The organism is Methylobacterium sp. NFXW15 (genome assembly GCF_049887755.1).
Taxonomy (GTDB): Bacteria; Pseudomonadota; Alphaproteobacteria; order Rhizobiales; family Beijerinckiaceae; genus Methylobacterium.
Map to the genome: position 1 here is coordinate 30,143 of NZ_JAGEKG010000008.1, position 22,229 is coordinate 52,371.

The window sequence follows — 22,229 nt, forward strand, 5'->3', positions numbered from 1 at the left end:
GATCAGCCTCGGGTTTTAGATGTCGAGGCCGCATCTCAGACACTTCGAGCCAGTTTCTCAACGGTATCCTTTATAACAATTCCCTCTCCGAAGAGGCCATCATGCCGAAGCCGGGTCGAGGCCTCTTGTTCAGGCTCCTGGTCCGCGTCGGCACATGCATGGCCTCAATGGTCAGGGCACTCGCGGGCGGCGTCTCCGCCCAATCCGTCGGGCCGTTCAGGCTCGACAACTTCGACGAACGTGTCCGGCCCTAAGGCACTGACCGGACAGGTTCACGTCGCCATCGGCGACACAGACGACGACTGATCACGGGTCTGACGATGGACGAATTCCGCGCTCCAACACTGCCGGATGGCACAGCACACCGACCGGAACCGGCGCTGACGGCGAGACGGGACGGCCATCTCGATACCATCTGCCGGATCGCCGCTAAGCAATTCGGCACGCGCTTCGCCTCCGTCGGCTGGTACGATGCGGGACGACACCACATCATCGGCCACGCGGATCTGGCACCAGACGGCTCCCCGGACGTGGGCCACGACTGGACCGGAGCGGAAGACGCGGCTGAGGGCCCCCGCGTCATTCTGGATACGCGGGGAAATCCGCGCTTCCTCGCCGGTGTCCCGGCAGGGCTGACCGGGCAGGGCCACAGAGCCATCCTCTGGATCGCCGATGTGAAGCCGCGGGCTCGTTTCGAGGCCGAGCAGATCCGCCAACTCAGCGAGATCGCCGCGCTGGTCGGCGGCCATCTGAGCCTGAGCGATCTACACCAGCGGCTTGCCAACAAGGTTCAGGTGCTGCGCGCCATGGGCGTGCGCCATGCCGTCGAAGACGCCCTGCGTGACAGCGAAACCCGCTACCGCGTCCTGGCCGAGGCACTTCCGCAGATGATCCTGATCAGCTGCGCGGCAACCGATGAGACGACCTACGTCAATCGGAACTTCGAGGACTATCACGGCCCGATCGGCCCCTCCCGCGAGGCCCGGTTTACGCTCGTCCATCCCGATGACCGCATGGGCCTGAACCAGGTCTGGGGTGAAGCCCGGGCTAAGGGGGTTCGATCCGAGATCGAGGTCCGTCTGCGCCGCTGGGATGGAACCTACCGCTGGCACAAGGTCGTGGCGGTGCCGATCCTTCTCAAGGGCAGCATCGTCTCGGTGATGGGCACCGCCGTCGATACCGACGAAAGCGTGAAGGCGCGGCGTAACCTCGAGCAAACGACGGAGCGTCTACAGCTAACACATGTCGCTGCGGGCGCGGGTGAGTTCGTCTGGGACATGCGCACCGGCCTCGTCAGCCTGTCGCCGGTGAGCGCGCGGCTGCACGGCCTGCCGGTCCCCGACGATGCACAGGATGCGCCCGTGATCGTCTCGATGGCGCAACTCAAGACCAGCATTCTCGCCGCAGATCTTCCCCGGGTCCGGCGGGCGATGAAGCGCGCCGAGGCGGGACAGGCGACGAACATCATCGAGTATCGGACACGGGTCAGCGATGGTCCCGGGGGGCACCGCTGGATCGAATCCCATGGGCGCGCGATCGCCGAGGGCAGCGACGACAGGCCCCTTCGCTTCGTCGGGCTGCATCTCGACGTGACCGACCGGCATCGCGCCGAGGAGGCGTTGCGCGCGAGTCGCGAGCATCTGCGCATCAGTGAGGAGCGTCTGGCGCTCGCTCTGAACAGCGGCGGGGATGGCCTGTTCGACTGGAACCTGTCGACCGATGCGTTCTGGACGTCCGGGGGCTGGCTGTCGAAGCTCGGCTACGACAGCGATGGATCCACCGAAGCCGGCTGCTTCTTCCTGTCGACCGTCCACCCCGACGATCGGCAGGCCGTAAGAGCTCAGCTCGTTGCGCATCTGAAGGGTCTGATCCCCACCGTCGAGACCGAATACCGGTACCTGCGGGCGGACGGCGGTTTCGTCTGGGTGCTCAACCGGGCGCGCGTCGCGGCAAGGGACGCGGCGGGCCGCGCCCTGCGCCTCGTCGGCACCTTGATCGATATCTCGCGCCGCAAGGAGGCCGAGATGCACATCGCCCATCTGGCCCATCACGATGCCCTGACGGACCTGCCCAATCGCACCCTCTTCCGGCAGAACCTCGACCGGATGCTGGCGCAGGTGGAACACACACGCGACCACTTCGCCGTGCTCGCCTGCGACCTCGACGGGTTCAAGACCATCAACGATACGCTCGGCCACCTCGTGGGCGATGCGGTCCTGCGGATCGTCGCCAGCCGTCTCTGCGCGATGGTTCGGGCGAACGACACGGTCTCCCGCCAGGGGGGCGACGAGTTCTCGATCATTCTCGGCAACATCGACGGCGAGGCCATGGCCAGCGCCGTCTGCCAGCGGATCATCGCGGCCATCGATGAACCGATCCAGGTCGATGACCTCTCGATCGACCTCACGATCAGCATCGGCGTCGTGCTAGTCTCCGGCGCGGAGGTCTCGGCCAAGGATGTCCTGACGCGAGCGGATACGGCGCTGTATCAGGCCAAGGCCCTGGGCCGGAACACCTACAGCTTGTTCGAGGCGACAGCGCATGCGCGCACCGCCACACGCAATCTGCTGGCCCTGGACATGAGGGAGGCGATCCGCCGGGGCGATTTCTTCCTCGTCTATCAGCCGGTCATCGAAGTCGCGAGCGGCGCCGTCACCAGTTTCGAGGCGCTGATGCGCTGGCGGCATCCGGTCCACGGACTGATCTCGCCGGCGGACTTCATCCCGGTGGCCGAGGAAACCGGGATGATCGTCCCCCTCGGAGCCTGGGCGCTGCAGGAGGCCTGCCGCGAGGCGTTGACCTGGCCAGAGCAGGTGCGGGTCGGCGTGAATGTCTCCCCGGTCCAGTTTCGCGGCGGCCTGGAGGAGCACGTGAAGACGGCGCTGATCAATGCGGCCCTGCCGGCTCAGCGGCTGAAGCTGGAAGTCACGGAGAGCGTGCTGATGCGCGATGCGGACGACGCGCTGGCCTGTCTCCACCGGCTGCGCGCCCTTGGCGTGCGGATCGCCCTCGACGATTTCGGCACGGGATATTCGTCGCTCAGCTACCTGCGCCGCTTCCCGTTCGACAAGCTCAAGATCGACCGCACCTTCATCCGCGACATCGCGGATCCCGACGCGGCGGCGATCGTCCGGGCCGTGGCCGGGCTCGGCGAGCGGCTGGGGATGGTCATCGTCGCGGAAGGGGTCGAGACCGAGGAGCAGCTCGCCCTCGTCCGCCGCGAAGGCTGCACCGAGGTTCAGGGCTTCCTGTTCAGCAAGCCGCTTCCGGCGGAAGAGGCGCGGGCTTTCCTGAGGTCGCGGCGCTGCGAGCAGGATGCGGCATGAACGTGATCGATCCTGCGGAGTCCGCACCACCGAAGCCGGTGAGGGTGGCCGGACGGCTGTCGCTCGGCGGCGAAGTCGATCACCCCTGTAAGGCTGTGATCACCTCGCCGGACCGCGTGGTGATCACGGCGGCGGAGCTGGGTCGCGCCGGCGAGGCCGTCCTGTGCCGACTCGATGGGATCGGCCTGATCGCGGGCCACATCGCATCCCCGACAGGAACGGGCTTCACCCTGATTCCCGATCTGTGCGACGCCCGCCGGGATCGCGTGGCGGCGCGGCTGATGTGGCTGCGGAACGGCATCGATCAACGGGCCGCGCCGCGCATCGTGCCGTTGCACCGAACGGTCGTGATCCGCGCGGCTCACGACATGATCGCCGAAGGCGAGATCGACGATCTTTCGAAGTCCGGGGCCAGGATCCGCCTCCTGTCCCCACCCGCAAGCCACCGCCTCTGGATGCAGGGCCTGCCGGTCTCGGTCGGCAAGCGTTTCTCCGTCATCGTGCGGACGGAGCCGGGCCGGATCGCGGTTCGCTTCCACCTGCCGTTCAGCGACGAGACCTTCAACCCCAGCGTGATTCTGTAGCAGGGCGCTGAGCAGAGGCCACGTTAGGCCTTGGGCACCCAAGCGCTCGCTGCCGGTTCCGAAGCCCCGCGGCGACGCCGTGTTGCCACGCGGCCCCGGCCCGTCTACACGCGCCGCTTCCTTGGGCGAACGGGGCAGAGATGGGCGACGACGTGGTTGCTCTGCTGCTGGCTTTGGCCACCGAGAACGCGGAGCTGCGCGACCAGCTCGCCGCCGCTCAGGACATGCTCGTGGAAACGGCCATCGATGCCGGAAACCTGCACGCGCTGATCGAAGCCGTGCAGGTCGAGCGCGACGCGTGGCGCGCCCACGCGGAGGCTTTGATGCGGCAGGACGGGGCGTCCCTGTCGAGAGCTTGACCCGAGCCAGGCACGTCGGCGGAAGCGTTCCTAAAACGCAGGAGTGCGCCACGAGAGTGATGTCTGGACGGTGCAGGTCGTCATCGACTGGCCGCCGATGAGGCCCGTCGTCTGCTGCATGCGATGGCAATGCAGGTAGGATGGCCAGACCACCGCACAGCCGATCACGACGGCCGAGAAGAGCACCAGACCGATCAGCACGTTTACAACGAGGTCCCACCGATGAGCGCGACGATCGACGGAGATCTTCACACCGAGATTGCGGTTGGAGAGGAATCCCTCGCGGTCGGATCGCGACGTCCCGCCCCAGGTGGGCTGCTGCTGCGTGGTCGGCTCGTGAGCGGGACGTGAGGTGATCTTGGTCATCATCGAGTGATCCGGGATAGGGGTCTCACTCTGGTCTGGTCGCGCTAAGATACGATTATCACCGAAGCATCCCGCGCGATCGATGTGACCGGAATAATCTCAGATCACCGAGGCTATTCGTGGGAATTGTGGTTCACCGGTTGCAAGCAGAGCCTAAAGCACAGAAAGTCAGCATTGTCCGTCGGCGCGACATCCGGCGCCAGCCCGAACTCTAAGGCCTCATAGCCGTCATTCCGAGAGGACGACTCTGCCGCCGAGGGGGCCGACGCCCTTCGGCACCGGCACGCTCGTGCCTTCGTAATTGGCGTTGAGGTAGAGGTTCGGCCCCTCGTAGAGGTTGACCTGCCGCGCGACCACGACCGTGTAGGCCGATTGATCCGCCACCGGCTTGTCGGCGTCGATGACGAGGCGACCCGCCGGGAGGTAGATCGTGCCGAGCATCGTCCGGGCATTGTTGCTGATGATCCGATAAACTCGCATCGGACTGGTCTGCCCCAGCGGGGCAGGCGTCGGAGGCACCGGCGCACCGGTCAAGTCGTCCGAGACCCCGATCGCCGGATCCAGCGGAGCCCATACGAAAGTCTGCTCGGATATCAGCATCCCAGCCATCACGCCGGTCGTCGGCGCCGAGAGGCTGATCGTCGTTTTCTTGTCGAAGAGCAGTCCGGCCTTGTCGCCCGCGAAGTAGAGCCCGACATCGACTCCCGTCAGCGTCGCATTGTCCTTTACGACGAGGGGCCCATCCTTGAAGACGTAGATGCCGGGCTTCATCGTCGCCACGGCGTTCTTCTTGATCGTGAGACCCGCACAATAGGTGCCGGGCTCGAGCGTCACGTCCTTGTCGATCACGGGCGCTTGGCCGAGCGGCAACAGGTTGAAGGGGTAGGGCAGAGTGAGGCACGCGCCGACCGGCGGCGCGGGCCTACCCTGCAGGGGATCCTTGATCACAGGACATCCCGTCTGGGGCGATGGCGAGAAGTTCGCGCGGACCCCGGAATAGCCTCCCACCGAGCAGATCGTCTCCGCCCGGGCCATGGCATTGGCGCCGCCCACCATTCCGGCCACGTTCGCCGAGTCCGAATAGAGCGCACAGCCTAAGGCGGTGACCTGCGCATTTTTCTGAAGATTGAAGGCGCCGGGTGCCGCCGGATCGAGCGTGAGCATGCACAGGCGCATCTTGCCCACGATGCTGACCTTGGCCTGCGCAGAGACGGTCTGGCTGCTCATGCCGATAAAGCGGCCAAAGGTGAGCGAGACTGTATCGACGGCCTTGGCGAACACGCTGGTCTTGTCGCTCGCGACCTCGACGGTGATCGTGACCTGTCCGCCGCTCGGCGTCGGAGCATTGGTGACGATCATCTGCTCGACCACGCCCTTGACCGAGGCCGCGTTGGACGAGGCGAGCTTCAGGGCGTTGCCTCCGGCCAGAACTCCGACATCGACGGCGTTCTGCAATTGCGAGCGCCGGGCGACGAGGCGCGCATAATCGATGCCTCCCCCCACCAAGCCGAACAGAACCGGCGACGAGAGCGCAAAGGTCAGAGCGACGCCGCCCCGGCGGCGCCTGATGAAGGACGAGGCGAGTTCGGTCCCCCAGCGGAGAGCACGCTGCCCGCGACGAACCGTAGTGCTGCCCCTGCTTACCATCTCGTACAAGTTCGAAAGGTGAATTTGATGCACACCTAACGAAAGAAAGTATGCCACCGGTTAAGTTCGGTTGGCGGTTGATGCACACTCGGCCTTTAAATGAGCCATAGTTCAAAGATCGATAAGACAATCATATGTTGCGAGCCCTTCAGGGCAAACCAATGAGAGAAATACGATTATTTCCTCTGGGATGAGGGTCTGGCGCCAAAGCCACTCATCCTGCTGCCGTCATCCGAACATGGGGGTCTTGAGGAACGGGAAGGGGCCAGCCTCCTGCAGGCCGACGGCTTTATAGCGTCCAGCTCCGCCCTCGGTCGGCCGCCCCCGCCTGCGCACCACCTCTCGCTCGAAAGCGATGTACGCTTCCGTATGCCCGTCCAATCCCTGGATCGGCCGGATGTCGAGTTCGCAAAGGTAGGGCTCGCCGGTCATCCGATAGTTTTGCAGGCGCCCGACGAAGCGGCCTTCCGTCCGCAGTGCTCGCTGGACCTGCCGCACGCCCTCCCGACTCGTCCCCGCGCCCTGAAGCATACGGGGCGTCCGGCCCAGGACATCGCGCACCTCGTACCCGCTCATCCGCGCGAAGGCGTCATTTGCGTACAGGATGGTCGGTCCTGGCCGACCGAGTTCGGCGTCGGTCACCAACACGCCAACCTCCAGCGGATCGGCGAGATGACGAACGAGATCGATGAGATGCATGGCTCCGCTCCGTGGAAGCCCAAGTTATATTCAGAACTTGTTAAGGGTCGCTTAAGGGGCAAGACACGAAACCGATCACCTTTTTTCCTAGAAAATACGCGAAATTCAGAAATCGTTATAGGTTTGCTCGCTAGTCATGAGCAAGGACAGCTTCCGATGAAATCTCTTGATCCATCGGCAGCCCCCTCTTTGGTGCAGCGTTCGAGGCAGAGATGCGTGCAATGACGTGGAGCTGGAAGAACAAGTCGGCAGGGAACTCGAGTGAAATCGCCGCGCTCGCTGCGCTACGCACCAACGTCATGATCGCCGACGCGGCCATGAACATCACGTACATGAATCCAGCGCTGAAGAACTTCATGCAGGAGGCCGAGGCCGACCTGAAAGCGGAATTGCCGCGCTTCGACGCCGCCACGCTCATCGGCAGCAACATCGACATCTTCCACAAGGACCCCTCGCACCAGCGCCGCATGCTCGCCGCCCTCGACAAGCCGCACGAGGCCACCATCCGGGTCGGCAAACGGGTGTTCGATCTGCTAGTGACGCCCCTTTCCGAAGGCGGCCGGAGCATCGGCTTCGTCGTGGAATGGGCGGACGCGCAGGAGCGGCTCCTGAACCTCGACTACTCGTCGCAGATCGCCGCCATCAGCCGCTCCCAGGCGGTCATCGAGTTCCAGCCAGATGGTACGATCGTCACCGCCAACAAGAATTTCCTCGATCTCATGGGCTACGGGCTCAACGAGGTGAAGGGTCGGCACCACAGCATCTTCGTGGAACCGGAGGCTCGCGCGAGCCACGACTACAATGCTTTCTGGGATCGGCTGCGCAGCGGCGAGTATCAGGCTGCCCAATTCAAGCGGATCGCCCGTGACGGGCGACCGGTCTGGATCGAGGGCTCGTACAATCCGATCCTCGACCGCCACGGCAAGGTGGCCAAGATCGTGAAGTTCGCCAGCGACGTCACCGACGACGTGAAACGGTTGACCGAGTTGAAGGTGCTCATCGACAAAAACTTCGCGGAGGTCGACCGGGCGGTCGGCCTGTCGAACAACGAATCAGAGGAGGCTCGGCTCGCGGCCGGAAAGACGTCCGAGAACGTCCAGTCCGTGGCAGCAGCCGCCGAGGAGCTTGCCCACTCCGTCGATGAGATCGCTGCCAGCATGAGTAAGGCGCGGGCGAGCAGTGACGAAGCCCAGGTGCAGACCCAGGCGGCGGGCGAGCTGACGCAGAGGCTGAGCGCGACGGCGACGGCCATGAGCGGCATCGTCAGCCTGATCCAGAATATCGCCAGCCAGATCAACCTTTTGGCCTTGAACGCGACGATCGAATCCGCGCGCGCCGGGGAGGCGGGCCGGGGCTTCGCCGTCGTGGCACAGGAGGTGAAGAACCTCGCCAACCAAGCCTCACGCGCGACCGAGCAGATCGCAGGCGAGATCGGCAACATCCAGGCGGTCTCGACCCAGGTCGTCGGATCGCTGGAGACGATCCTCGGCTCGGTCGAGACGATGCGGGACCTCGTGGTGAGCACGGCGGCCGCCGTCGAGCAGCAGAGCGTGGTCACTCGGGACATGTCCGCGAACATGCAGGACGCCGCCGGGGCTGTCGGAGCGATCGCGCAGAATATCGGGGCTATCGTCCAGGCGGTCGGCAGCGTGTCCCAGGCCGTCGAGACGACCAAGGGCGCGGCGCGCGTCCTGGCACGGTGAGGGCGACGCCATGGGTTGCGTTCACCGACTGCCGGTTGTGCTCCAGGGCGAGGCCGGTCGACGTTTGGGCGGCGAACTCGCCGCCCTCCTGGGCGCGGGGGGAGCCCCTGGATCGCGGCGACATCAGATCGAGGTCTTGCGACGGTCGATCACCGAGGCCTTACGGGCACTCTCGGATGCGCTCGCCGCGATGCTGTCGGATTTGCCCGCCGACGACCCGACACGGAGCACGGTCGAGGACGCCGTGCTCCGATTCATGAGCGACGTCGAGGTGCTGGTCGCAATGGTCGAACCCGGCCGCGAGAGCGAACACTGACCCTCGTCGATAGGGGACACACCCGCCCTGGTCCGCCGTCAGGCGATGGTCGGCACGATGCCGCCCTCGACCCGGAGCGCCGCGCCGTTCGTGGCACCGGCCAGCGGACTCGCGAGATAGGCGACCAGGGCCGCGATCTCGTCCGGCTCAATCATGCGCTGAATCAGCGAAAGAGGCCGATGCACGCGGAAGAATTCGGCTTCCAGTTCCTCGGCCGTCAGATCCGGCCGTGAGGCGACGCTCTTCAGAAAATCGACGATGCCCTCCGAACGGGTCGGGCCGGGCATCACCGTATTCACGGTCACGGCGCTGCCCTTCGTGAGTTGCGCCAAGCCACGCGCGATGGTCAGCTGAGCCGATTTCGTCACCGCATAGTGGATCATGTCGGGCGGTGGCACGAGGCCCGATTCGCTGGAGACGAAGACGATCCGGCCCCAGCCCCGTTCGCGCATTCCGGGGAAATAGGTCTTCGCCAAGCGCGCTCCGGACACGACGTTCACCTCGAACAGCCGGTGCCAATCCTCGTCCGTGATCTCCGTGAAATCCTTCGCTTCGTAGATCCCGAGATTGTTGACGAGGATGTCGACTTCGGGGACGTGGCTGGCGAGCGTCGCTGCGCCTTCGGCCGTCGCGGCGTCAGCGAGGATCCCGCGCACCGGCCCGGCTTCGCGGATCGCGGCGACGGCCGCGTCGATCTTGGCCTGCTGGCGCCCCGTGATCAGCACCTCGGCTCCCTCGGCGGCCAGACGCTTGGCGATGGACAGCCCGATTCCGGCGGTCGACCCCGTCACCAGAGCGCGCCGTCCTGTAAGTTGCAGATCCATGATGACCTCCACGTTGCTCGTGAGGAGATGGATCCACTCGCGTTTCGTGAATAGATCGCAGGAGATCACGTTACTCGTGCATCAGTTTCACGAATGGGATGGCCGATGGACAACCGGCTCGGTGAGATGGAGGCCTTCCTTCAGGTCGTCCGGTGCGGCAGCTTCGCAGCGGCGGCCAAGGCGCTGCGCCAGACACCCTCGGCGCTGAGCCGATCGGTCGCCCGTCTGGAAGCCCGATTGGGCGTCGCTCTTCTCCGGCGGACGACCCGCGCGCTGACCCTGACGCCGGAGGGGGAGACGTATCGCGACCGGGCCGCGCAACTCTTGGAGGATCTCGAAGCGGTCGAGCGCGGGCTCACGGACGACGCGTCCGAGCCGAGCGGCCGGATCCGGGTCAACGCTTCGGTCCCGTTCGGCACCCATGTGATCCTGCCGGTTCTGCCGCAATTCCTCGCACAGCATCCCCGGATGAGCGTCGACCTCGCACTGACCGACGAGGTGATCGACCTCGCCGTCACCCCGGCCGATATCGCCATTCGCGTCGGCCCGCTGCGCGATTCTCGATTGCGGGCACGCCGCCTCGGAGCCAGCGGGATGGTCGTGGTCGCCTCGCCCGCCTACCTTGCTGCGCACGGCGTGCCGACGCATCCCGACGACCTCACACAGCACAATTGCCTGAACTTCAGTTTCCGGCGCTCCATCGACACCTGGCCATTCCGCGTGGGCGCCGGGGTGAGCCAGCGGCCGATCCAGGGCAATTTCTTCGGAAATTCCGGCGAGGTGGTGCGCCTGATGGCGTTGGGCGGCGCCGGTCTTGCGCGGTTCGGCCGGTTTCACGTATCCGCCGACCTTGCCGCAGGGCGCCTCGTGCCGGTGCTGCAACCGTTCAATCCCGGCGATACGGAGGAGATCCACGCCCTCTATGTCGGGCATGCCCGGCTCGCCCTGCGCATCCGCGCCTTCGTCGACTATCTCGCCACCCACGCGACGGTCGAAGGCTGAGCGCCGCTATCGGCCCGCGCGGGCGTCGCGGGTCTCGGACACGCGTTCCTCCGGCGTCGCGCAGAGGGCGTTGCGCTTCATCGCATGGCCGAGTGATGGCAGGCTGGTCGCGACCGCGAAAGGGACGCACAGGAGCAGGCCCGCCAGGAGCGGCAGACTCCACAGGAACGCCGCCGGACCGAGCCCGAGCGTCAGGAGAGCGGACACCATCCCGATCCCGAAACAGGGCCAGAGACGGCGCCACGCCAGGGCGAGAGTGACACGCCCCCCGTCGCGATCCTGCCGGTTCCAGACAGACCGGCGGCCCGTCAGGGCACGAATCATGGCGATCGACAGCCAGACGCAGAGCACGGGGAAGAGCAGGAAGGAGAAGACAAGCTCCACCACGGCACCGAGGGCGAAGCGCGCGCGACCGCCGTAACGGCGCGCGGCCGATCCCGAGGCGAGGATCTCGGCATAGCCCGCGAGCTTCGGGGCCATCGAACCCGCGAGCCACGCGAGGTAGAGGGCGCCCGCAAGCCCCGCCGGAAACGACGCGTCCGCCTGCATCGCCGCCAGCGGAGACAAGAGCAGCGCGAGCGTGAGCGCGGGGGCAGTCATGAACATCATCACCGCCGCCACGAGTTGGAAGCGGCTCGTCGGCGCGATGCCGGGCAGGCCGAGCAGCCGGACATATTGCAGGTTTCCGAGGCACCAGCGCGCCTCACGCTCGACATGGTCGAGCAGCGTCGGGGGGTTCTCCTCGAAGCTTCCGCCCTCCGTCGGCAGGACCCGGACCTCGTAGCCCGCGCGACGCATCAGCACCGCCTCGATCTGGTCGTGGGACAGGATCGGCCCGCCGAACAGCCCAGGCGAGAGCACCGGCAACGGGCAGGAGGCGGCGAAGGGGGCAATGCGGACGAGGGCGTTGTGCCCCCAGAACGGCCCGCAATCGCCCGACCACCACGCGGCTCCCATCGTGTAGGGGCGCATGCCCTGGCGCATGCCGAACTGGAAGATCCGGGCGAAGGGGCTGGCCGACGCGGTGCCGACGACGAGGCTCTGAAGGATGCCGATCCTCGGATGGGCCTGCATGATCCGCACGAGGTCGAGGATGCGCGTCCCGTCCATGGCACTGTCCGCGTCGAGCGGCAGCATCAACTCGTACCGTTCCCCGGTCTCCCGGCAGAATTCCTGAAGGTTCCCGGCCTTGAAGCCCGCATTGTTCGCCCGCCGCCGGTAGGCGATCCGATCCCCGGACTCAGGATCCCGTGCGGTCCAATCCGCCATCACCCGCTCCTCGGCGGCGATGATCGCCGGATCGTCGCTGTCGCTGAGCACGTGAAAGGCGAAGCGGCTGCCCCATCCGGTCGCGTCGAGGCTCGCCTTCACCCGCTTGAGACCGGCCAATGCCCGGCCAGGATCCTCGTTGCGCAGGGGCATGACGATGGCCGTATCGATTCGGATCGGGTCGTCCGTCGGCGCCGCGAACGGCGCGGCGGCGGCGAGACCGGCGGGGCCCCGTGCGATCAGCCACAGGCCGATCAGCCCGTTCCAGACCCCCATGATCGTCCAGGGCAGGATGAGGGCACAGCAGACGAACAGGGTGAGATCGACCGGGCTCCAGCCACCTGAGCCCAGCACGGCGCCCACGAGGCCGAGGAAGCCCGCGAAACTCAGAAAATTCAGGAGGAAGAAGACCCTGCGGCGCCGACGAAGGACCGTCGCCGATTGAAGGCCCGCCGGTGTCGTGGAAAGGAGGCTTTCCTCGAATTCCGGAACCCTGTGCGGCGGGCGGGCGACGTGCATCATTCTGAAGGGTCCGGCACAGATGTCGAGGAGAGGGGCCGGGCGAGGGCGCTCTGGTACAGGGCCGCCGGCTGCGCCGAGTTGCGGCACGAAGCCCTGCCGCCCGCAGGCCCGGGCGAGGTCGTCGTCGACACGCTGTGGACCGCCCTCAGCCGGGGAACGGAACGGCTCGTTTTCCACGGGCTCGTCCCGAACACACTCCACGAGCGCATGCGCGCTCCGGCGCAGGAAGGCCGTTTCTCCTTTCCGGTCAAGTACGGCTACTGCGCGGTCGGCCGGATCGAGGCTCGAGGGGAGGGGGGCTCGCGCTACGTGTTCGCGCTGAGGCCGCATCAGGAGCGTTTCGTTGCCGCCTCCGACGACCTTCATCCGATCCCGAGCGACGTCCCACCGCGGCGGGCCGTGTTGGCGGCGAACATGGAGACGGCGCTCAACGCGATCTGGGATTCGGGCGCCGGGCCGGGGGACCGCATCGCGGTCGTCGGCGCGGGCGTCGTCGGCCTGCTCGTGGCCTATCTCGCGGGCGGGATCGTCGGCTGCGAGGTTACGGTGATCGACCGGCTGGCCGAGCGGGCCGCGCTCGCCCGGCATCTCGGCGCCACCTTCGCAGAACCCGGCGCCGCCCCGAGGGGGGCGGCCGACATCGTGTTCCATGCGAGCGCAAGCCAGGAGGGCCTGGCTGAAGCCCTGTCGCTCACGGGTGACGAAGGCCGCGTGGTGGAACTGAGTTGGTACGGGACGCGCGCCGTGACGGTGCCGCTGGGAGAAGACTTCCACGTGCGCCGCCTGAGCCTCATCTCGAGCCAAGTAGGGCAGGTCTCGGCCTCCCGCCGCCCGCGCTGGACCTACGCGCGCCGGATGGGCAAGGCGCTCGACCTCCTGACCGATCCGCGCCTCGACGCGCTGATCACCGAAGACGTCGCCTTCACCGATCTGCCTGAGGCTCTGCCCCGGCTGCTCGCACCGGATGCCGCCGGTCTCTGCACCGCCGTCCGCTACCGATCCTGACAGACAGCCCCGTCACCGGAGTCGCACCATGTACGCCATTGAGGTCCGCGATCACGTCATGATCGCCCATAGCTTCCGGGGCGAGCTGTTCGGCCCGGCCCAGGCGCTGCACGGCGCCACCTTCGTGGTCGATGTCGCCTTCTACCGGCCGACGCTCACGGAGGACGGGGTCGTGGTCGATATCGGCCGGGCCGGAGAGGCGCTGAAGCGTATCCTGGCGCCGCTCACCTATCAGAACCTCGACGCCCTGCCGCAATTCCAAGGCATCAACACCACCACCGAGTATCTGTGCGGCTACATCCACCGGGAGATGGCCGCCGTGGCCCGGGCGGGCGGCCTCGGACCAGGCGGGGAGGGCATCGCGCGAATCCGGGTGATGCTGCACGAGTCGCACATTGCGCGGGCGTGGTTCGAAGGGCCGGTCGAGGCGTGATCGAGGCCTGTCTCTGCGTTCCGGGGGACCTCGATACACCGACCGGGGGCTACGCCTACGCCCGGCACCTCCTCGCTCGCCTGCCGGAGGCGGGGGTAAAGGTCTTACCGGTGGCGCTGTCGGCGGCCTTCCCGCATCCGGGCACCGCCGACCTCGTGGACACCGCGGCGAAGCTCACCTCGTCTCCGGAGGGGGCGGTGCTGCTCATCGACGGGCTCGCCTACGGAGCCCTGCCCACGCCCGTGATCGCCGCCGCCGGGAGGCGGCCGATCGTGGCCCTGGTCCATCATCCGCTCGGCCTCGAAGCGGGGCTGAGCCGGGACGAAGCGAACCACCTGCTCGGCACGGAGCGGGCGGCGCTGGCGCTGGCAGCCCACGTGGTGACGACGAGCCGCTTCACCCGTGATCTCCTCATGGCCGAGTTCGCCGTCCCGGCGAACCGAATCACGGTGGCGGAACCGGGGACCGAACCGGCGCGGCGGGCGAAAGGCGGGAACGGCGATCCCGTCCATCTCCTGGCGGTCGGGGCGCTGACGCCGCGCAAGGGTTTCGAGATCCTCGTCGGCGCTTTGGAACGTCTCCCGGACCTTCCCTGGAAGCTGACCATCGTGGGCGCGCAGGACCGGGCGCCCGGCCACGTCGCAGCCTTGCGCGGGCGAATCGTTGAGGCGGGGCTTGAGGCGCGGATCGCCCTGGCAGGCGCCGTCTCGGCGATCCGGCTCGACGCCCTCTACGACGGGGCCGACGTCGTGGTCTCGCCCTCCCTGTTCGAGGGTTACGGGATGGCGCTGGCGGAGGCCCTGGCGCGGGGCCTACCGGTCGTCTCGACCACGGGCGGCGCGGCGGCCGATACGGTCCCGGATGCCGCCGGGTTGAAGGTGCCGCCGGGCGATGGCCTTGCCCTCGCCGAGGCCCTGCGCGTCCTGATCACCGATTCCACCCGCCGGGCCATGACGGGACAGGCGGCCTGGGAGGCCGGGCAACGGCTCCCGCGCTGGTCCGACACGGCGCGCTGCGTGGCGAAAGCCCTGCGGCAGGTGCAGCCATGACCGGGTTCAGCAGCGAATGGCTCGCCCTGCGGGAGCCCGCCGACCACCGGGCGCGCGACGCCGGCCTGATCGATGCGCTGGCCTCAGCCCTGGCGGCGCGCTTACCGGGGAACCGAGTGCAGACCATCCTCGATCTCGGCAGCGGCACCGGATCGAACCTACGCGCCCTCGCGCCGTCCCTCGGGCCGCATCAGTCATGGACCCTGATCGACAACGATCCCGCCCTCCTTGCGGCGGCCCGCACGGTACTGGCGGCCTGGGCCGACCGGTCGGAGGAGGACGGCGCGAATCTCGTCATGGAGGTGGGCGGACGGCACATCCGCGTGGCCTTCGCGACGGCCGATCTCAACGCCGACCCCGCCGGAATCCTCGGTCCCGCGCCGGACCTCGTGACCGCAGCCGCCCTGTTCGACCTCGTTTCGGCCGGGTGGATCGATCGCTTCGCCGAAGCGACGGCGGCCTTAGGCGCGCTCTTCTATACGGCCCTGAGCTATGATGGGTTGGAGACGTGGCAGCCCCCACACCCCGCCGACGCGGCGATGCAGGACGCGTTCCTTGCGCATCAGGCAGGCGACAAGGGGTTCGGTGCAGCCCTCGGCCCGGGTGCCACGGCGGCTCTGGAAGCGGCCTTCCGCCAGCGAGGTTACGGAGTGCGAACGGCCTCGAGCCCGTGGCGGCTGGGGCCTGACGAGAGCGATCTGATCGCACAGCTCAAGGACGGCAAGGCGGGGGCCGTCGCCGAAACGGGCCTCGTGTCGGATCATGTCGTGGCGGCCTGGGCCATCGCACGGGGCGAGCCCGGCACCACGGCCCTCATCGGCCACAGGGATTGTCTGGCCGTGCCGGGATCAGTGCCTGGCGAGCATCCGCCGTAGGGTTCCGTCGCGCCGGACCACGTGGTGGTGCAAAGCCGCCGCCACGTGCAGGGCGACGAGGGCGACGAGGGCGAAGGCCCCGGCGCCATGGGCCTTCAGGATCGCCTCCCCAACCGGCATGCCGCCGGAGATCGGTAGGGTGAGCGATGGCCCCCAGAACAGGTTGACCGGCGCGCAGCAGGCGGAGGTTCCCGCCCAGCCCAGGATGGGGACGATCAGGATCAGCAGATAGAGTGCCGCGTGGGAAACGCGTGCGGCCCGTCGCTGCCAAGCCGGGAGGCCGACCTCCGGCGCCGGAGCCCCACGCGACAGCCGCACCAGCAGCCGCGCCAGGACCAGGGCCAGCACGACGAGGCCGAAGGACTTATGCCATTCGTAGAGTTGGTTCTGCAGCGGTCCCTGGCCGACATTCGTCATCGCCAGGGCCACGATCACCTGCTCCACGATGATCAGGGCGACGGCCCAGTGGAGCCACTTCTGCGGAGCCGAGTATGAAGCCGGTTGCGTCATGACGGATGTCCCTCCCCGACGGTGCGACGCAGGTCGCAATCGAAAAGAACCTCGCCCGCGCCGAGCGGGTAGGTCGTCGTCACGGGCCGCATGGCCTCGCTGAGGGCGGAGATCGGCCGAAGGTCGAGACCGGATCGCCCCGAGCCGAGGATAAGCGGCGCGACCATCAGATGGAGCCGGTCGATGGCCCCGGCATCGATGAAGGCCGAAACGGTGCGGGCGCCGCCCTCGACCAGAAGGCGGGCGAAGCCCAGGGAACCGAGCCGGACGATGATCGCCCGCGGGCAGAAGATCTCGTCCTCGCCCATCCGAACGGCTTCCATGGAATCCGGCACCACGGCATCCGTCCGGCAGACGACGATCCTGCGCATCCCGTCCTCCGCGAGGCAGCGGGCCGTGGGCGGGATCCGGCCCGAGGGATCGATGACGATGCGGGCCGGGTTCGCGCCCTCCACCCGGCGCACCGTCAGCAGCGGATCGTCCGCCAGCACCGTGCCGATGCCGACGATGACGGCATCGACCCGGGCGCGGATTCGGTGCAGGTGATCCAGCGCCGGACACAGGTTGATGTATTTCGAATCCCCCGACGGGGTGGCGATCCGGCCGTCCAGCGATTGGCCGAGTTGCGCGACGACGAAGGGCCGCCGCTTCGTGCCGACTTCAAACGGTGAGAAGATCGCGCACGCCGCCGCATCTCTGTCGATACCGGGAGCGCGCCATGGATCGAGCGTGGCCGGAGCGGGCGGATCGGCTTGGCAGGGACGTCCCGACCCCGTCACGACGGTCATTCGCTGAGCCCCATCGCACGCGAAACACGCAAGGCGCCGTCCGAGAAAGCCGATGGCTACGCTTTGGAGATATCTAGACCAGCGCAAGGACCGGGAATAGGCGGCTATTGCACGCGCGGTTGCAGAATGGCGTGCTGGTCTCCCTCGCAACGCGAGAGGCTGGACGTCCGCCCTCGCTGTCTAAACACACTCCACCGCTATTCGGCGAGCACGAAGACGAGCCCCAGGATGGCGACCAGAAGCGAGCCACCCGCGAGGTAATCTCGCGGATCCTCTACCGGGCGCTTGCCCTTGCTCGCACCCGCGATGCCAGCCCCGGCGAGCGCGATGAGAAGAAAGCTGAGCCCGAGCAGGTCGGTGCTCTGAACGAACGGCTGCATCGGTCTGTCCTCCGCTGGTGTCGATGAGCTCCTTCATCATACGCAAAGGGCCCGGACGATGATCCGGGCCCTCTACGCTTATTGCGAGGCTGCCTCCCGGCTCAGGCCGTCGCGACCCGGCTGATCGGAGCGACCGTGGCGGGAAGCTGCGCTTCGGCCACGACGCGCTTGCGCCAGGGCTTCAGCACCGCGATCGCCAGGATCGAGGCCAGGATGTTGGCCCCTGCTGCGGCCAGGAACACGCCGTCCCAGTTGCCGGAGCTCTGCTGCAGGTAGTTGGCGAAGGGCACGAGCAGCGCCGCCGTTCCCTTGGCCGTGTAGAGCAGGCCCGCATTCGTCGCCGCGAACTTCGCGCCGAACGTATCCGTGCAGGTCGACGGGAACAGCGAGTAGATCTCGCCCCAGGCAAAGAACACGAAGCCCGACAGCAGCACGAACCACACCGGATCACTGCCCCACAGGTAGAGCATGTAGATGCCGAAACCTTCCATGGCGAAGGCGATGAACATGGTGTTCTCGCGCCCGATCCGGTCCGAGACCCAGCCGAAGAACGGACGCGTCAGGCCGTTGAGCACCCGGTCGATCGTGGCGGCGAAGGTGATCGCCACCATCGTCACGCCGAACAGCGTCACCGGAACCTTGTCGACGTGGATGTCGGCCGCGATCGGCTTCAGGTTGGCCGTGATCATGAGGCCACCGGCACCGACCATGACGAACATGACATACATGAGCCAGAAGATCGGCTGACGCACCACTTGGGCCGGCGTGTAGTTGCGGCGCGTCTGGATGACGTTGGCGTTGCTCGTCACCTCCGGGATCTGACCGCTCTTCGGGGACGCCAGGAAGAAGGCGAGCGCGGCGACGATCAGGCCCTGGCCGAGTCCGAAATACAGGAACGCGGACTGGAAGCCCTGGTCGGCGATCATCCACTGGATCGGCGCGACGGTGAGGGCGGAGCCCGCGCCGAAGCCCGCGGCGGTGATGCCCGAGGCCAGCCCGCGCTTATCCGGGAACCACTTCAGCGCGTTACCGACGCAGGTGCCGTAGACCCCACCGGCGCCAATGCCGGCAATGATCTGGCCGAGGTAGAACATCCCGAGCGTATCGGCGTAGGCATTGATGACCCAGCCGATGCCGCACAGGACTCCGCCGAACAGGACGACGACCTTGGGGCCGTACTTGTCCACGAACCAGCCCTCGACCGGCACCAGCCAGGTCTCGAACAGCACGAACAGGGTGAAGGCCCATTGGATCGCGGCGCGGTCGAAACCAAATTTCTTCTGGATCTCGGGGACGAAGAACGTCCAGCCGTATTGCAGGTTGGCGATCATGACCATGCAGACGACGCCGAGCACCAGCTGCATCCAGCGATAACCGTCGCTGACACGTTGCGGGTCTGCCTCAGTTGGTTTTGGCATTGCAAATCCTCCCTGCTGAGTGACTGGAAAGCAGTCCGCAGCGGCTATTTTGAATTTTGATAATCTTACCGACGCTTGCGTGCGTGCGCGATGCTAGGAGTGCGTATTTCGAGCATAAACACGTAACAATACTGCCGACCTGAGGCAGCATCGAACGATTGCACAAGACTTTCCCCCGTCCGGAGCGCGCCGGACCAGTATCCCCATACGGCGACGAAGCCACCCCTCGAACCTTGTATGTGGTATACCAACGATACCGCATGACAGGTCTGCGTCAAGCGAATGCCGCAACAATTCGTTTTTGCGCTGCAAAAGACTGCCGCGGCAAGACCAACATCTCGCAAAAGCTGATTTGAGGCGCGCTCGTCCCAAGAGCGCAGGCCATCGGATGGCATTGGCCGAATCCGGGGAGAGGGCCAAGACTCTCCGGCAGTCAGGGCTTTTCGTAGTGGGCTTCCGCGACCTCTTGGGTCGCAAGTTCTTCATCCACGGGTTTATTTGCTGCCAGGCGCCTGATTCGATTTCGCCGTGACGAGGGTGATCGACAAAATTGACATCGGTACCGGAACTGCACTGGGTGAGCAGGCGTGCGATCACGGAGGATCGGCGGGGACGGCTATGCGGCCAAGACGCTCCGGCACGGCGGCGAACACCGGCATCCCTGGCTTTTGCACAGTGAATACCGAGCGCGCCTTCGACCAACTCGGCTCACATGCCTCCGTCTTTGCGAGCGTCAGCGAAGCCATCCAGGGCAGCGGGACGCGTCAGAACGGTTCGCCTCCCTGGATTGCTTCGCTGCGCTCGCAATGACGGCCAGGAAGCCATCGACGGGGGGGCTGAACTCGGTCGGATGCGGCTCTAGCGCTCTGTCTTGACGCGCATTCTTGCGACAAACCGGCGATCACTTCGTCGGAAAGCGTTCTAAAGCCTCCTTCGACCAAATTGGCTCACAGGCCTCCGTCTTTGCGAGCGCAGCGAAGCAATCAAGGGTAGCGGGACGCGTCAGAACGGTTCGCCTCCCTGGATTGCTTCGCTGCGCTCGCAATGATGGCCGGGAATCCATCGACGGGGGCGGCTCAACTCGGTCGGATACGGCGCTAGCTCACTGTCTTGACGCGCATTCTTGCGACGAACCGGTATCCACTTCGTCAGAACGCGCTCTAGGTCCAAGGCGCTCGGCCTCAGGAACTTCCCATGCTGTCACGATCCACCCTCTTGGGCCTATCCGCCTTGGTGCTCGGCGCCGGTTCAGTCCATGCGCAGCAGCCGACGGGTCAGATGGAGGTGAACTGCTCGCAGTTCACGCACAACCCGGATGGATCGTGGAGCGTCAATCAGCCGATCGAACTCTTCAGCGAGACCGGTCGTGTCCGCATCACACCCGGTCCGCCGTTCAAGCCCGGAATGTCATTCGGAGGCCTGGACATCGCGAAGATGCTCGACCGGCAGTGCCGTTAGGGACGAGCCTACCTGACAGGTCGATGCCGAGACAGCGCGGCGTCTCAGCGGAGGGTCGGTGATTCGCCCGGCTTGAGATGGCGATCTCCGCCATCGGGACCGCTTGGTGAGACGTGGTCGTTCAGGCGTGCCAGGTGCTCGAAGACATGTTCGAAGGCGGCCGTGACGGCCGCCTCGAAACTCCCGTCGCCCTTGCCCTGAGCGCTCCTCAAGGCCGCCAACAGGTCGCGATGCGTCTCGGTATCCGTGGACATGGCTTCCTGCTCCACTCGGGCCTGGATCGGTACCTAAGGCAAGCCTCGGTTCTCAGCGGCGGTTCCGAATGCCATGACGGGGGCGCCGTCTCATTTCGGCCTCCCGCGCCGGTCGCGGGCGGGGCGCAGGGGCAAGGGGCCACATGGCGGTACTGCGCGGGAGCCCAATCTTCCCGAATCCTGTCATCCTTCCAGCACATCAGGCATCGCAATGGCCCACGTTCTCGTCATCGGTGCCAGCCAGGGTATCGGCTTCGAAACCGTGAAAGCGGCCCTGGCCGCAGGACATCAGGTGCGGGCCTTTGCCCGTTCGGCGGAGAGGATCGCCCTGTCCGACCCGAATCTCGAGCTTCGTCAGGGGGACGCCCTGAAGGGGAGCGACATCGCGGCGGCACTCACGGACGTCGATGTGGTGGTCCAGGCACTCGGCGTACCCGCGCGGGAGTTGCTCGGGCCGGTTCGCCTTTTCTCGGAGGCGACCGGGGTCCTCGTCCCCGCAATGGAGAAGGCCGGCGTCCGCCGGTTGGTGGCCGTGACGGGATTCGGCTCCGGTGACAGCCGCCAAGCCATCAGCCTCTTGCAGCGCCTGCCGTTCCGGCTGGTCTTCGGACGCGCCTACGACGACAAGGACGCCCAGGAGATGCGCATCCGCCGGAGCGGGTTGGAGTGGACGCTCGTGCGGCCGGGCGTGCTGACCGGCGGACGGGCCACAGGCCGCTACCGTGTCCTCGACACCCCCTCATCCTGGCGCAACGGGCTGATCGCGCGGGCCGACGTCGCGGATTTCATCGTCAGACAGATCGAAGACAGGAGCCGGATCGGTAAGGCCGTCGTGCTGATCCACCACGCACTCCCTGTGTGAGATCGACCGCTATGCCGGGTGGACTTCCGCACCGGCCCGGAATTTGGCATCCTAGCGCCGTGACCCTCTGGCTCGCCCTTCGGCGACTGTTGCCGCTCCTGGCGGTTCTCAGCCTCGCCCTGACGCCGGTGGCCGCTCCTGCGGCCACCGCAGGCATGCATGCCTCGATCGCGCATGGACACCGCACGGTGACCATTAGCGACCATGGCATGGCGGAGATGGATCCTTCCGCCGTGGCTCACCACGAGGCCGCGTCAGCCGGAATGGACATGGCGGACGGCATGAGCATGGACGACATGCCATGCTGTCCCAAAGCCGATGCCCCCAAGTCGGGGTCCTCTGAGTCCGGCTCCTCAGAGCCTGGCTCCTCCAAGCCGAATTGCGCGAAAGGGTGCCCGCTGATGGCCCTGTGCCTGGCGGGAGCGGCGTCCCTGCTGCCCACGACCGTGCCGGTGCCTGTTCCCGTCGCGACCCGCGCCAAGCGAGCTTGGCCGGAGCCGGGGCGCTTCGCCAGCGTGCACGGGACACCGTACCCGGAGCCTCCCCGAGCCTGAACCCGATGCCGCCGGCGCCCGTGCCG

23 protein-coding genes are annotated in these 22,229 nt (G+C 66.6%); 13 read left to right on the top strand and 10 right to left on the bottom strand.

Going from position 1 to position 22,229, the window contains the following annotated elements; all coding sequences use genetic code 11:
* The first annotated feature begins 320 nt into the window (after positions 1-320).
* From J4O73_RS17815 to J4O73_RS17825, 3 genes are all read left to right on the top strand, one after another.
* Positions 321-3,326, top strand: coding sequence for a sensor domain-containing protein (locus J4O73_RS17815; RefSeq protein WP_426219473.1), 3,006 nt, complete (start codon positions 321-323; stop codon positions 3,324-3,326).
* Complete coding sequence (locus tag J4O73_RS17820; RefSeq protein WP_426219475.1) at positions 3,323-3,910, top strand: PilZ domain-containing protein; 588 nt, start codon at positions 3,323-3,325, stop codon at positions 3,908-3,910. Before J4O73_RS17815 ends, J4O73_RS17820 begins: the two co-directional genes overlap by 4 nt.
* 140 nt (positions 3,911-4,050) lie before the next feature.
* Positions 4,051-4,269: a hypothetical protein gene (locus tag J4O73_RS17825; RefSeq protein WP_426219477.1), complete on the top strand. Its 219-nt coding sequence runs from the start codon at positions 4,051-4,053 to the stop codon at positions 4,267-4,269.
* 30 nt (positions 4,270-4,299) lie between these two features.
* Here J4O73_RS17825 and J4O73_RS17830 read toward each other — a convergent pair whose 3' ends face one another.
* The 3 genes from J4O73_RS17830 to J4O73_RS17840 form a co-directional block, all read right to left on the bottom strand.
* Positions 4,300-4,638: a hypothetical protein gene (locus J4O73_RS17830; RefSeq protein WP_426219479.1), complete on the bottom strand. Its 339-nt coding sequence runs from the start codon at positions 4,636-4,638 to the stop codon at positions 4,300-4,302.
* Positions 4,639-4,863: 225 nt separating this feature from the next.
* Positions 4,864-6,282 carry a TadE/TadG family type IV pilus assembly protein gene (locus J4O73_RS17835; protein ID WP_426219481.1) on the bottom strand — a complete coding sequence of 473 codons (1,419 nt, stop codon included), beginning with the start codon at positions 6,280-6,282 and terminating at the stop codon, positions 4,864-4,866.
* A 228-nt stretch (positions 6,283-6,510) separates the two neighbouring features.
* Positions 6,511-6,981 carry a PAS domain-containing protein gene (locus J4O73_RS17840; protein WP_426219483.1) on the bottom strand — a complete coding sequence of 157 codons (471 nt, stop codon included), beginning with the start codon at positions 6,979-6,981 and terminating at the stop codon, positions 6,511-6,513.
* A gap of 212 nt (positions 6,982-7,193) precedes the next feature.
* On the opposite strand from J4O73_RS17840, the gene J4O73_RS17845 reads away from it, so the two are divergent.
* Both J4O73_RS17845 and J4O73_RS17850 read left to right on the top strand, forming a co-directional pair.
* Positions 7,194-8,684: a methyl-accepting chemotaxis protein gene (locus J4O73_RS17845; RefSeq protein ID WP_426219485.1), complete on the top strand. Its 1,491-nt coding sequence runs from the start codon at positions 7,194-7,196 to the stop codon at positions 8,682-8,684.
* 10 nt (positions 8,685-8,694) lie between these two features.
* Positions 8,695-9,000, top strand: a complete 306-nt coding sequence (locus J4O73_RS17850; RefSeq protein ID WP_426219487.1) for a hypothetical protein — start codon at positions 8,695-8,697, stop codon at positions 8,998-9,000.
* A 38-nt stretch (positions 9,001-9,038) separates the two neighbouring features.
* Here J4O73_RS17850 and J4O73_RS17855 read toward each other — a convergent pair whose 3' ends face one another.
* Entirely contained in the window at positions 9,039-9,824 is a 786-nt protein-coding gene (locus J4O73_RS17855) for an SDR family NAD(P)-dependent oxidoreductase (RefSeq protein WP_426219489.1), read from the bottom strand.
* A gap of 105 nt (positions 9,825-9,929) precedes the next feature.
* On the opposite strand from J4O73_RS17855, the gene J4O73_RS17860 reads away from it, so the two are divergent.
* Positions 9,930-10,826 carry a LysR family transcriptional regulator gene (locus J4O73_RS17860; RefSeq protein ID WP_426219491.1) on the top strand — a complete coding sequence of 299 codons (897 nt, stop codon included), beginning with the start codon at positions 9,930-9,932 and terminating at the stop codon, positions 10,824-10,826.
* Between the two features lie 6 nt (positions 10,827-10,832).
* On the opposite strand, the gene mdoH is transcribed toward J4O73_RS17860, so the two are convergent.
* Positions 10,833-12,617 (bottom strand): glucans biosynthesis glucosyltransferase MdoH, encoded by a 1,785-nt coding sequence (mdoH, locus tag J4O73_RS17865; protein ID WP_426219493.1) that lies wholly within the window; start codon positions 12,615-12,617, stop codon positions 10,833-10,835.
* Between mdoH and J4O73_RS17870 the strand changes: the two genes are divergently transcribed.
* Genes J4O73_RS17870 through J4O73_RS17885 form a run of 4 tightly spaced genes read left to right on the top strand, consistent with a single transcriptional unit; the run spans position 12,609 to position 15,979 of the window.
* The gene (locus tag J4O73_RS17870) at positions 12,609-13,622 is read left to right on the top strand and encodes a zinc-dependent alcohol dehydrogenase (RefSeq protein ID WP_426219495.1); all 1,014 of its coding nucleotides are present in this window, start codon (positions 12,609-12,611) and stop codon (positions 13,620-13,622) included. The genes mdoH and J4O73_RS17870 overlap by 9 nt on opposite strands.
* 28 nt (positions 13,623-13,650) lie before the next feature.
* Positions 13,651-14,055 carry a 6-pyruvoyl trahydropterin synthase family protein gene (locus J4O73_RS17875; protein WP_426219497.1) on the top strand — a complete coding sequence of 135 codons (405 nt, stop codon included), beginning with the start codon at positions 13,651-13,653 and terminating at the stop codon, positions 14,053-14,055.
* On the top strand, positions 14,052-15,104 hold the full coding sequence (locus J4O73_RS17880; protein ID WP_426219499.1) for a glycosyltransferase family 4 protein: 1,053 nt from the start codon (positions 14,052-14,054) through the stop codon (positions 15,102-15,104). Before J4O73_RS17875 ends, J4O73_RS17880 begins: the two co-directional genes overlap by 4 nt.
* Positions 15,101-15,979, top strand: coding sequence for a class I SAM-dependent methyltransferase (locus tag J4O73_RS17885; RefSeq protein WP_426219501.1), 879 nt, complete (start codon positions 15,101-15,103; stop codon positions 15,977-15,979). The genes J4O73_RS17880 and J4O73_RS17885 overlap by 4 nt, the downstream gene beginning before the upstream one ends.
* Here J4O73_RS17885 and J4O73_RS17890 read toward each other — a convergent pair.
* The 4 genes from J4O73_RS17890 to oxlT form a co-directional block, all read right to left on the bottom strand.
* A complete protein-coding gene (locus J4O73_RS17890; RefSeq protein ID WP_426219502.1) occupies positions 15,953-16,489 on the bottom strand; it encodes a cytochrome b in 537 nt (178 codons plus the stop codon). The two genes, J4O73_RS17885 and J4O73_RS17890, sit on opposite strands and share 27 nt — an antisense overlap.
* Complete coding sequence (locus tag J4O73_RS17895) at positions 16,486-17,277, bottom strand: RibD family protein (RefSeq protein ID WP_426219504.1); 792 nt, start codon at positions 17,275-17,277, stop codon at positions 16,486-16,488. Before J4O73_RS17895 ends, J4O73_RS17890 begins: the two co-directional genes overlap by 4 nt.
* 197 nt (positions 17,278-17,474) lie before the next feature.
* Positions 17,475-17,657, bottom strand: a complete 183-nt coding sequence (locus J4O73_RS17900) for a hypothetical protein (RefSeq protein WP_426219506.1) — start codon at positions 17,655-17,657, stop codon at positions 17,475-17,477.
* A gap of 101 nt (positions 17,658-17,758) precedes the next feature.
* Positions 17,759-19,075 (bottom strand): oxalate/formate MFS antiporter, encoded by a 1,317-nt coding sequence (gene oxlT / locus J4O73_RS17905; RefSeq protein ID WP_426219507.1) that lies wholly within the window; start codon positions 19,073-19,075, stop codon positions 17,759-17,761.
* Positions 19,076-20,269: 1,194 nt separating this feature from the next.
* Between oxlT and J4O73_RS17910 the strand changes: the two genes are divergently transcribed.
* Positions 20,270-20,533: a hypothetical protein gene (locus J4O73_RS17910; protein WP_426219509.1), complete on the top strand. Its 264-nt coding sequence runs from the start codon at positions 20,270-20,272 to the stop codon at positions 20,531-20,533.
* Positions 20,534-20,577: 44 nt separating this feature from the next.
* On the opposite strand, the gene J4O73_RS17915 is transcribed toward J4O73_RS17910, so the two are convergent.
* Entirely contained in the window at positions 20,578-20,787 is a 210-nt protein-coding gene (locus J4O73_RS17915) for a hypothetical protein (protein WP_426219511.1), read from the bottom strand.
* A 211-nt stretch (positions 20,788-20,998) separates the two neighbouring features.
* Between J4O73_RS17915 and J4O73_RS17920 the strand changes: the two genes are divergently transcribed.
* Positions 20,999-21,649: an NAD(P)-dependent oxidoreductase gene (locus tag J4O73_RS17920; protein ID WP_426219512.1), complete on the top strand. Its 651-nt coding sequence runs from the start codon at positions 20,999-21,001 to the stop codon at positions 21,647-21,649.
* Between the two features lie 59 nt (positions 21,650-21,708).
* Entirely contained in the window at positions 21,709-22,203 is a 495-nt protein-coding gene (locus J4O73_RS17925) for a hypothetical protein (RefSeq protein ID WP_426219514.1), read from the top strand.
* Positions 22,204-22,229: the final 26 nt, after the last annotated feature.